We start from the raw sequence: 10,242 nt of genomic DNA on the forward strand, positions 1-10,242 counted from the left end.
GAAAGGCGCTAACGATGCCCTCAGGATTTCATCTCGCCCACGATAAATACTTAGAATCTGTTTACGATCAGGAAGAAAAAGAACAGGACGCAATCAATATCAAGCGATTGTGGGAACAGTTCTTGAAAGAAGATGAGCTTAAAAGTAAGGTAGCTTTGGCTCGCGCTATCATTAGACTCGGTTGCGTCACTCTCAATCCGATCATTGACGAAACAATCGAGATGCTCGAAAGAGAGCTTTTCCATATCGTTTCAACCACAGACGATAGGCGAAAGCTTTCTGCGTTTACAGAGATCCGAGCGCACCTAAAGGCTCTCAAGGCTAGGAGACGTAAGAGGATGGCCATGGCGACAGACTTCGTTCAAATCCCTGGAATAGAGGCTGTGAATTTTGAAAGCCTTAACTCCCAAGAAAATCCTCCTCACCCTCTTCCCCATACTCATCGAAAGCGGCGAGGAAGGAAAACTCTTCCCCTAGAGTCTCATCACTCTTCTTCACCCACAGAAGGACTTTCACTAGATGCCTCTTCGAGTCTGGATCCGACAGAAGGATCACTAAACTCTGCGCCGCATCCCGAGTAGTCGGGTTCGACTTCACCGCTTGCATCTCCCTGAAGAGCTCCTTCAGTAACTTCCACATCTTTGCTAATGGTACTGTGAACGAATTTCCGAAATTCCACAAAGGGTTTGTAGCGATTCCTTAACTCCATAATCCCTACAGCTATGGCATCCGAAAGAATAACCCTCGGATGTACCCCTGTTCCTTTCGATAACCTTTCGATAGCCACAACGATCTTCTTGGGTAGCTCTAGCGACTCAACCACCTGTCTCCAGTGAATGCGGCGAAAGTGTTTTTCCTCTCTCTGATGATTTCGTTCGTAGTGGTTCATTTTTTTGCTCTCCTATTTTCAGCTAAACTTAACCCCAAGTGTCTCCCATTTTTCCTTAAGGAACGCTTCGATAAGTGTCTTCAGCACCCCAGCTGGTACCCGGACATACGTTTGACTACTCGAAAAGACACGACCGGTGGCTGCCGCGCCTTCGGCTAAAGACGCTTCGATTGTGCGTTGTGCGGCTTTTACTTTTTCCGGGTCGGTCGAGAAAACGTCATTGAGAGCCTGTCCGATTCTAAGCAGCTCGTCATAAGCCTTTTGCCTCAACTGAGCTTCGGAGATTTTGTCCAGTGTCGAGAACACCGAGCTTATTGCTTCAGAAGCCGCACTAATCGTTGCTAGGATTGGCTCTCCATTCATGGCAGAAGATACGGTTCCCCTGGGTTGATCTTATCTGGGTTTGGTGGAGGTACTGGCGTATACGCCTTCGGTGCTGGTATTGGGTGAGCCTCATGAGGCACAGGGCGCGTGGCGCATCCTATGAGGATCGATAAAGATAGAGACAAACCAAGAGAAGTAAGATAAGCGATACGCTTATTTCTATGTCTTCGGCTGTTACGTTCATTCGCCATGCTTAGCTTTGGGATGGCTTGGAGTCGGATGCAGCGTGTAACCCGATAGCCACTAGCAACGACTGAATCACAAGCGTGAACTGAGCCGCATCCATTGCCCCGGTTTTGAGCCAAGAGATGACAGTAGCAATTACTGTTGCTGCAAACTGAAGCCATCCTATAACAGTAGTCTTCCAATCCTTCACGTTTTTCCTCCTTTGTCTTTTTCCAATATGGCCCGGATAACCAAACCTTTCAACTCCTCCATGCCGATGGTTAGCCTATGAATCTCTTGTGACAGATCGTTATATTTTCCCTCGAGTTCGCGGATTTTTTCTTTTGCCTGCCCTATTGCCACAAGCAAAGCCACGATCGCTGTTAACGGCATAATCCAATCGCGGATTTGCTGCAGTTCGGTCATCTTCCTTCCTCAACTTAAGTAAGAAAGTATTAGAGTCAACTTCAAGCCAGAGAGACAAGTTCAATTTCCGTCCTAGCTATCCCATCTGTTACGTGCTTCTCAGCTTCCACTCTCACTATCTCGGAGTCATCAACAAACGCCAACCCAGAGAGAGAATCCAAAACACAACGAATGAGCTTGTCCACATCTGGTCGAGTTGCTTTCCAGGTGTCAATCTTTTTCTTCGAGAGCTTAACCCTTAAGTGCTTAGGAACCGTGAAGTAGAAAACTATCTTTGCCGCTATCGGAGGACATAGCAATTCCTCTTCTCCATACTTCGCTCGATACGAGACTCTGATAGCATACACATACCCTTGTACTCTCCCTTGATTGGAATCGATAACCACTCGCTTCCCAGATTTGTGTACAAACGAAACTTTACTCCCCTTGGCTATCGGTTCCCCTTCTACAACAAACGCTCTATGGTGCATAGTTATTCAAAAATCTCACAGCATCGTAAGCTTTCCTAACCCTGGTAACCCACCCTTCAAGAAACCTTTCTCGGAGCACTATGCTTAACCCGTAGTAATAACCATCCCACTTACTAATAAACTGCCAATCCTTCACTTCCTTGGATGCCTCCACAGTCTTTTCCCCGATTACTCCGTCTTGCTCAACACCAGCTGCAGCCTGCAGGAGTGTAATCGCCTTTCGGTACCCAATGTTTACCCCTGCATTAAACACCAAAAAGGCTAAAGAAGGGCGCAGCCTATGCGCCCCACAATCAGCCCACTCCTTCTCATAGATCTCCCACGCCTTTTCAAAACTTAAATCCTCTATCCTCAATCCCGGGTGACTCCTTAGATCCACCCCAAACTTCGTCGCTCCGCCGGGATCATGAGGATCGTGCTCGGTCTTTGCATTCTCTCCCTCCCATTCTATCTCTTGCCAAAGAACGACCGAGATGCTAAACGCCCGTACCAACTTTTCCAAATCGCTACCGTACGTCATCGATCAACCTCGTAGGATCAAGCCAAATATATTTCACTGTTCGATATTTTACTTCGAAACCTTCCGGTAACTTTCCCTCCCTTTTCATTTCTCCTACCCTCACATCACAATAGGCAAGGAACTCCTTTACCTTCATTCCACTTTCCCTACACGCTTGCCACAGTTCCCACACATCGTCCACCTCCACGTATTTTCTCTCTTTCAACTGAACGTACTCATTCCCTCCACTCTCCTCTATCAACTTACGAATCATCCTATCCACATCTTCCAACATCTTTTTTACTAACCTACTCTTCCATGCCCAGATGTGAACATTGTCTTTCGTTATTTCCCTATCCGGCGGCCACGCTAACCACTTCGTATCTTCCGTCCCATTTGCCATAGCTCTTTCACCTCCTTTGAAAAAGAATCGCATATACATTTCGCCCTGCAATACAAACACCATGGCCCTACTTGTGTGTAAGGGGTATTCTTTATCTTTACTAGCACCTCTAGATACGTAAGGAGAATCTCCTCGATATTGGTACTGTCGTACGCATACACCGAACTTGTAGCTCGAAGGAGAGGGTTAACGTATACAGCATAGACCTTTTTCACGCACCACCTATCCCATACTCCTACAGCTAACAATGCTAGCTGCCTTTCGGAGGGAGGAATATTTTCTTGGCGATAGAATTTGTAATCCACAATCAGAGCACTTGTTCTATTGACTGCCACAAAGTCGGCTCTCCCCAAATACTCCGCTCCATAACTCAAGTCGATCTCATAGTATGTTTCGCTCTGCCCTTCCCCAAGAAGGTTTTCAACCAAACAAGCCACTGTCTCCCTAGCCCATCGAATATCCGCGTTTTCCTCTCCCTGACCGGTAGCCAGTAGTTCGTGAAGTCTACTGCCTTCAAGAGCTTCGGGAGCGGGTATGCTTGGGACCTGTGCCTCAAGGAGAGCTGAGCCAGGGCAGTTAATTCTCCTATGAAAGACACTGGCTGTGATTAACCTCATTCTCGCTACACATCATTGCTCCCACAGATCGACCAGCCGATACTTCTTCCCATCCCTCACTAACTGTCCTTTCTTAGCATTGTAATAGATCCACACCCATAGCGCTTGCCTTGCCTTTTGATCCTTTAACCCTAAGTCCTCTGCTATTTGAGACACAAGCGCCCCATCATACCCGTACTTCCGAAACGCCTCCTTCACCTTCTCTGTGTCTAGCCTCTTCTCTTTCTTCCTTTTACTGCGACTGAGCCTTCTTACCTCCCTGTCTAAGAGGTTCCTAATCTTGAGCAACGCAGACTTGTGCTTTTTAAGTATTTTGTTCATCATCAACCTCCACTACTGGTTCTTCTGGTTCTTGTTCCATCTCATCCACAAGTTGCATAAGCTCTTGTTCATACCCCTGGCGCTTTAACAACCTCCGTAGCACAACTTTTTTCCTCATTTCATCCACAACCGTCTCAGGCCCACACCAAGGACCCACTCCCTTTTTTGCTGCGATGCTAAACTCTCGTATTTGATCGATTTCCTCGATCGTCATGTACTCGCAATCAAACTCACCATTCCCATAATCGATATATGCCAAAGCCCCTATCTTAGCACCTCGATCACCATTCAGTTTCGGTGCCCACCTACAGATAGGATTTGTACCTTTTTCTATTACGAGTGTGTCGTGTTCATATACTATCGCAGCCCAAATCGGACCTTTTACTCCTGATCTTCGCAGTAAAAGTATCTCACCAGCTATCATTACATGCGCTTTGCATACATTCTTGTACGCCACCAGTGCCGCATACTTGCCATCAGGATACAAACCCCATCTGGCTAAAGACAGGATACTTTCGAAGACTGTTATTGGATCACAGCCCCTAATCTCTTCATGAGCAGCAGCAGCCGCACAGATTTGCAAAAACCGTGCAACCTCTATCTTTTCCGGAAGCACACGCCGGATCTTTTCCTGAAACTGTGGAGACAATATTTGATCTTTCAACGTTATCGTTCCCATTAGCCCTCCTTTCCTTCCTCACCAATAGCAATCTCACCCATAGCAAGCCTTTGTAACTCACAGTTCAAGAACGCCGAACCCAACTCATAGGCAATATCCAAGATCCACACCTCCATATTATCAAACATACCCCACCCGTTATCCATGCTTTTCATCGCGGTCCTTAATTTGTGTTTGCTCATAACTACTGCCTCTGGGACGTCGTACATATCCTTCCGTAGATTTCGTAATTCTCGATTGCAATCTCTCAACGACTCAAGCGCATTCCGTATCCTCATCTTCATCATTTTGATCTTCTCTTCATCCGTCACTTCTACCCTCCTTTCTATATTTTTCTTCGAGAGCCTTGTCTTTCAGATCAACAAGGTACCGCATTGTATCCGAGCTTCGGACCTGAAACTTCCTCTTGCAGAGCCCTAGGGGAACTACGATGATTGCTTCACCAGAAGCTGGCTTTCCTTCCACATATTCGACCTTGAGGAATACCACGCCTTCGTCTCTGTTTGATTCGAAGTCACATTCCTCTGTGATCATCGAAAGCTTCCTATAGGCAAAAAGCTCCCAATCTTCCTGACCCGTAGTCGTCATTAATAGATTTCCGAGTAGGCAAGAAACCCACCCACGGTAAAACTCGTCACCCCTGTTCCCGGGGTAGCCCCAACAAAAAGATCAACCCCTTCATCAGGGAAAGCAGGTACACTCACCCATTTAATCACCCTACCCGATATCGTCGCTCCTGTTGTATTATCAATACACGGGAAACTTGCTACGGGGTTATTGATCGACCCAGGCAAGGTAGACGTAGAGTTATTGAAAAACTTTGGGAACCCCCAGCAGTTAAAGAGCGTGTACACTGTGCTATTCAGGGTAAAATCCGTACCACTGGATGCATCCACAGCATACTTCCATTGGAATGCATCTCCAGTACCCCCACTCCTCGCCTCTCCCGTATGACCGATAGTTACGTCCCACGAGCTCATAGTTCCACCAGTAGCAGATACCGATGTTATCATAATCTGCTGAATATACCCTTGAGCTAAACCGCTAGGAGCATTGGAATGTAGATGTACTTGAGCTCGAGAACTTGTGCCTGATATGGTAAACGGTTGGTTACTATTAAGTGGTCCAAGGATTGGACCCACAGTCGGACGGTTCTTTAAACAGGTAATAACTGCTGTGTTTTTAACACTGGATGTATTAATCGATGATACTAATACAGAAAGGGTCGTACCAAGAACCCAATTGCAAAAGACAAAATTCTTAATCCCTGGGTCTATGGTACTATAATGACCCGAGATATCAAAGTTGAGCCCCCCAGCATCCAGGCTACTATACATTTGAAAAGATGTTACTCTCCAACTATTCCAGAGTACCCAGGGATATACATCAGGGAGACTGATATAGATAGTTTTCCCAACAACAATATCACTAGGATCAAGGTATACCGTACAAGCATCTCTACCCGGGCTTGTTTCTATCCTCATATCTTTTCCTCCTTTTCTCTCATTAACTTCCTACCAACCACCAAGTCATTCAACCCCCGTATTCCCACGAAGCTCATCTATCCTCATTTGCAAATCAAACGACCTTTGATCCTCATCCATTTGCCTCTGCAAATCCCTCAAATCTTCCCTCAACTCCCTCGTTTGTTCCAACCTCCTTTCCCGCATCTCTTCCGCCGCATCCTGCATAGCCTCTCCCGCAGCTATCCAGGCAGCACGAGCGCGGTAATCACTAGCATGATTACTACCACCTGTACTGGCACAGCCAGCCAACCCAACGAAACAACACACTACCAACACCTTCTTCACGACTATCTCCTTTCCTTACAAGATTTCTCCTAGGCCTAATAGCTTTATCCCTTTCACGAACGTCTTATTGCTCTTCCCTCTCCTCATGGTCCTAACCCCACGTTTGTGCAAAAGTTTTCCAAAATCTTGCTTACGAGAAACTTCCCTCTCACCAAAGTTTTCCCTTACATACGCGCTGTAATGATCATACACCTCCCCAAAGTCATACTCAGCCGAGTCATCTTTCACCACCGCCATAGAAAACCAAGCCATAAAGGGAGATGTCTCAGCAATACACTGAGCCGTAAACTCCTTAATTGAAGGAACACCATCCGAAAGACGAGCTCCTTCACACCACCTCCTTTCACCCTCCAGCATCCAATTCAATATCCCCGACCTCTCTTCCAAAAGCTTATCCCTAATATGAAGATCCCTCTTGAAAGACGGAGGATTCACATGATCCGCATCGACAAAGCTTGCATAGAACGGAACCATACAATACCTCTTCATATTACCATAACTAACATCTTTCGTATGAGGCATGTGGTTCGTAAGCATACACACCTTTGCCCTAACACTGAGGTTTTCGTGATCTTGTCGCATTCTTCGAGCGTCAAATGTCTTCTCCCCAGTAATAAGCTTCACAAGATCAGAATCTATCTCATGAGGCGGTACCTCAGGAGCTAAAGCCAAACGCACCTTACTTAGAGGATAATAGGCCGAAGGGTGAGTATCTCGACGTGCCTTGGCAAAGGCATCACTTGCCAAAACCCAATAATACCCCTTCTGCTTACCCAAAATTTCCCCAAGGACATCAAGAAAAACACTTTTGCCATTGGCTCCAGAACCCCAAAAAAGAAAAATCAATTGCTCAGGATTTCCAGGCAAAAGCGTATACCCAGAAAAAAGCTGCAACCAATCCTCTTTCTCTCTATCCCGATTGCCCTGCTCGTCGACACAAATCTGTTCTACAAACTCCCTCCACCTAGGACAATCAGCACCCGGATCATATTCGACAGGAGCTTGACGACTGCAGTAATGCCACGGCTCTTGCGCCTTAACCTCAGCTCTCAACTTCCCGTCAACCTCTACTAACTCCAGAACCGCATTCTTCAAATTTACATACTGTGGTCTATCAAACATCGACTCATGTATCTGAACATCAGGTTCGTTCTTATACCACTTCGCTATTCTCCCAGTAAGATCTCTTGCAATAATATATCGTAGTAATCCTTCAAAAGGTAGCTCCTTAGCCATTTCATTCAAATATTCCTGTATCGCTACACGACCTACACTATCTTTATCCGAAGGGTCTGAACTGATCCAAACTCTCTCCTCTTTGCTGTAGCGCACAAAATACCCCGCGTTCGTATACTTGAGAGTCTCTTGATATTTCTCCTTTACTTTCGTACCAACTTCAACTACCCAGATAGGTACAGATCTTTTTGAGCTTTCTTTCTTTTGATCGTCTGTCCCGTCATTGCTTTCTATCCCATTGCTTTTTATCCCCAAGATGTATTTTATCCTCCATACAACTCTCTTTGCTCTTTTTTCGTCGCATGAAAGCCTACTAACCAACGTGCCAAAACCTTCAAGTTCCTTGCCATTCAAATCACGAGTGTAGGTGTCTTCAACACAGCGAATACGATCTTGTGGCTCTTCGTCCTTGGTCAGTAACGCCACAAGCGAAGCAATCGACTTTACCCTCTCAAGAGAAACCTTCGCATTCTTTAATCCCCCAGCTAACGCTCGATACGCATTGTGACGAGAGGAAGGACCTGGCCAAAATTTGGATAATAGAAAAGCAACCACACCTTCCTCAACCCTCTGACTTAACTCCCCAAACTCTCCCTCCCTATACCCCCCAAAACGTGAATAAATAACCTCATCCTCCTCTGGTATCGAAGGTCCGTCACCTTCTTGCCTGCACAACCTCGAAGGGGGTACAGCTGTTTGATGACCCATCCACCTCAACTCAACTAACGTCTTCCCATCTTCATCGAGGTAACAAACATGCCGAGCATCTCCTTTAACACGATAAAGAAAATGACCTTTACCTTGACGACTTTTCCTCCCAAAGACTACACCGGTAGGCGGGAGAGCTTTTTCAAGCAAGGAAAGTAAGCCAGGCTCATCAACATCAACATCCAGCGTACCCTTCCGCCCCAAAACAATCCCGACATTATACCCCTGCCTGACCCAACCTTTTATTACCTCGGGATTGTCAACATTACCCCTCCCCGTAACCCAACCCTTAACCACAGGCTTCTTCGTTCCCGGCAAAAGACATACGTAGTACTCCGGTAAAAGACGAAACTCCACGATAACCCACCTTTCCAAAGGATTTACGTTTAAGACGACTCCACCGCGTCAACGTCAGGCCTTTCTACGTGAACTTCATCTACCCTACTCTTTCGCGACTTCCTACGCTGGCCTAACGCCCCACTCCGTACCGCCCTATCCAACTCCTCAAGATCCCACCTCAACGAAGCCCCTATCCGATAAGGCTTTAACTTTCCCTCCTTTTCAAGCCTCCAAAGAGTAGGACGAGAGGTTCGAAGGTAGCGAATTGCCTCTTCCGTCGTCAGGAAACTTTTGACTGTCGCCATGTCAGTTCACCTCCTTTTCTTTACTAAAGCCAAGGTAATATGAACCAGGGGTGATGTCAAGGAAAATCTTTGGTTAGGATTGCGGTATTCGGATGAGTCGGTAAAGTTTTCTGTTGCACCTCGTTAAGTTTTTGGTATGCAACTTTTTGGTGGGCGGTCGTACAAGGATGCTCTCACGAACCCTCCTTTGAAGCGCGTCCAATCACACACTCCGACCGCCCACACTTTAAAGCGAAGTAAAACGAAAGGGCCACCAGGTGTCTCAATGTATGTCGCCAGCTTATTCTCGTCGTTCTCCTTCCAAGTCAATAACTTAGTTCGACGGTCGTATCACGCTAACCACAATTCTCTTTTATCCCCCCTTTTTTTGACTCCTGTGTGTGTGTTGTGTGATACGCATTACGCACGCACGGGATAGTATAATCAGATAATATAGAAGCTGCGTAGCTTGATACGCCACCATCGTTATTGTTCCTTTCCTACCAGAGGTAGTGGGGAGGAAGTACGATTTGGGGTAGGGGCTACGCACAGTCCTTAGGTAATCCTCTGCTCGAAGGGTGATGCTTTCTCCTCACACGTGAGAAAACCTTTTTCCTCTTGACTCGGTTTTTCCTGGTGATTAACCTGGGTTTGGCTCGAGGGAAGTAGGGTCACCTCCTCAAGGGCAATGTCTTCAAGCTCCATATGCCCGCCCTACCCCTCGAGCTTTTGTTTTTTTGCTGGTCGGGTATCCCAACTACCGGGGTCACGACAAAATCGATTGTAGACCTTTTTTGCTCGTTGTACGTCCATTGCTGTTTGACGTGGGGTTGCGCTGTGGAGGGTGACCGCTATCTTCCCTACCCGGACCAACATCAAAATCGATTCTAGGGCATTTTGGCGCGTTTTAGGGCCATTCCTGTTTCGAGTCACCTTGCTTTACCCGGTTGAGGGTCTTTTTTTGGTGGGGAAAATGGTGGAGGGTGTGACCCCGCTGCGTCGCGGCCCCCA

The 10,242-nt window shown here is 46.7% G+C and carries 16 protein-coding genes; all 16 read right to left on the bottom strand.

All coding sequences use genetic code 11. The features are described 5' to 3' along the window. Nucleotides 1-484: 484 nt before the first annotated feature. Nucleotides 485-889: a hypothetical protein gene (locus tag KK925_RS07265; RefSeq protein WP_174583428.1), complete on the bottom strand. Its 405-nt coding sequence runs from the start codon at nucleotides 887-889 to the stop codon at nucleotides 485-487. A gap of 18 nt (nucleotides 890-907) precedes the next feature. Further along, entirely contained in the window at nucleotides 908-1,252 is a 345-nt protein-coding gene (locus tag KK925_RS07270) for a hypothetical protein (RefSeq protein WP_174583429.1), read from the bottom strand. Between the two features lie 393 nt (nucleotides 1,253-1,645). Further along, nucleotides 1,646-1,864 carry a hypothetical protein gene (locus KK925_RS07275; RefSeq protein WP_174583430.1) on the bottom strand — a complete coding sequence of 73 codons (219 nt, stop codon included), beginning with the start codon at nucleotides 1,862-1,864 and terminating at the stop codon, nucleotides 1,646-1,648. A gap of 41 nt (nucleotides 1,865-1,905) precedes the next feature. After that, nucleotides 1,906-2,334, bottom strand: a complete 429-nt coding sequence (locus KK925_RS07280) for a RusA family crossover junction endodeoxyribonuclease (protein ID WP_174583431.1) — start codon at nucleotides 2,332-2,334, stop codon at nucleotides 1,906-1,908. Next, nucleotides 2,324-2,854, bottom strand: coding sequence for a glycosyl hydrolase 108 family protein (locus KK925_RS07285; protein ID WP_174583432.1), 531 nt, complete (start codon nucleotides 2,852-2,854; stop codon nucleotides 2,324-2,326). The genes KK925_RS07280 and KK925_RS07285 overlap by 11 nt, the downstream gene beginning before the upstream one ends. Continuing rightward, nucleotides 2,841-3,107: a hypothetical protein gene (locus KK925_RS07290; RefSeq protein ID WP_174583433.1), complete on the bottom strand. Its 267-nt coding sequence runs from the start codon at nucleotides 3,105-3,107 to the stop codon at nucleotides 2,841-2,843. Before KK925_RS07290 ends, KK925_RS07285 begins: the two co-directional genes overlap by 14 nt. 95 nt (nucleotides 3,108-3,202) lie before the next feature. Beyond that, nucleotides 3,203-3,853, bottom strand: coding sequence for a DUF2800 domain-containing protein (locus KK925_RS07295; protein WP_174583434.1), 651 nt, complete (start codon nucleotides 3,851-3,853; stop codon nucleotides 3,203-3,205). Between the two features lie 12 nt (nucleotides 3,854-3,865). Continuing rightward, on the bottom strand, nucleotides 3,866-4,051 hold the full coding sequence (locus KK925_RS07300) for a hypothetical protein (RefSeq protein ID WP_174583435.1): 186 nt from the start codon (nucleotides 4,049-4,051) through the stop codon (nucleotides 3,866-3,868). A 106-nt stretch (nucleotides 4,052-4,157) separates the two neighbouring features. Then, complete coding sequence (locus tag KK925_RS07305) at nucleotides 4,158-4,853, bottom strand: RecT family recombinase (RefSeq protein WP_174583436.1); 696 nt, start codon at nucleotides 4,851-4,853, stop codon at nucleotides 4,158-4,160. Further along, nucleotides 4,853-5,008 carry a hypothetical protein gene (locus tag KK925_RS07310; RefSeq protein ID WP_174583437.1) on the bottom strand — a complete coding sequence of 52 codons (156 nt, stop codon included), beginning with the start codon at nucleotides 5,006-5,008 and terminating at the stop codon, nucleotides 4,853-4,855. Before KK925_RS07310 ends, KK925_RS07305 begins: the two co-directional genes overlap by 1 nt. A 145-nt stretch (nucleotides 5,009-5,153) precedes the next feature. Beyond that, the gene (locus tag KK925_RS07315; RefSeq protein WP_174583438.1) at nucleotides 5,154-5,441 is read right to left on the bottom strand and encodes a hypothetical protein; all 288 of its coding nucleotides are present in this window, start codon (nucleotides 5,439-5,441) and stop codon (nucleotides 5,154-5,156) included. Then, nucleotides 5,441-5,833 carry a hypothetical protein gene (locus KK925_RS07320; protein WP_174583439.1) on the bottom strand — a complete coding sequence of 131 codons (393 nt, stop codon included), beginning with the start codon at nucleotides 5,831-5,833 and terminating at the stop codon, nucleotides 5,441-5,443. The genes KK925_RS07315 and KK925_RS07320 overlap by 1 nt, the downstream gene beginning before the upstream one ends. A gap of 549 nt (nucleotides 5,834-6,382) precedes the next feature. Then, on the bottom strand, nucleotides 6,383-6,664 hold the full coding sequence (locus KK925_RS07325) for a hypothetical protein (protein ID WP_174583440.1): 282 nt from the start codon (nucleotides 6,662-6,664) through the stop codon (nucleotides 6,383-6,385). A 15-nt stretch (nucleotides 6,665-6,679) separates the two neighbouring features. Continuing rightward, nucleotides 6,680-8,926 (bottom strand): phage/plasmid primase, P4 family, encoded by a 2,247-nt coding sequence (locus KK925_RS07330; protein ID WP_214096396.1) that lies wholly within the window; start codon nucleotides 8,924-8,926, stop codon nucleotides 6,680-6,682. A gap of 68 nt (nucleotides 8,927-8,994) precedes the next feature. Beyond that, nucleotides 8,995-9,252: a helix-turn-helix transcriptional regulator gene (locus KK925_RS07335; RefSeq protein ID WP_174583442.1), complete on the bottom strand. Its 258-nt coding sequence runs from the start codon at nucleotides 9,250-9,252 to the stop codon at nucleotides 8,995-8,997. A 534-nt stretch (nucleotides 9,253-9,786) separates the two neighbouring features. After that, nucleotides 9,787-9,936 (bottom strand): hypothetical protein, encoded by a 150-nt coding sequence (locus tag KK925_RS07340; protein WP_174583443.1) that lies wholly within the window; start codon nucleotides 9,934-9,936, stop codon nucleotides 9,787-9,789. Nucleotides 9,937-10,242: the final 306 nt, after the last annotated feature.

This window comes from Candidatus Methylacidithermus pantelleriae (genome assembly GCF_905250085.1).
Classification (GTDB): Bacteria; Verrucomicrobiota; Verrucomicrobiia; order Methylacidiphilales; family Methylacidiphilaceae; genus Methylacidithermus; species Methylacidithermus pantelleriae.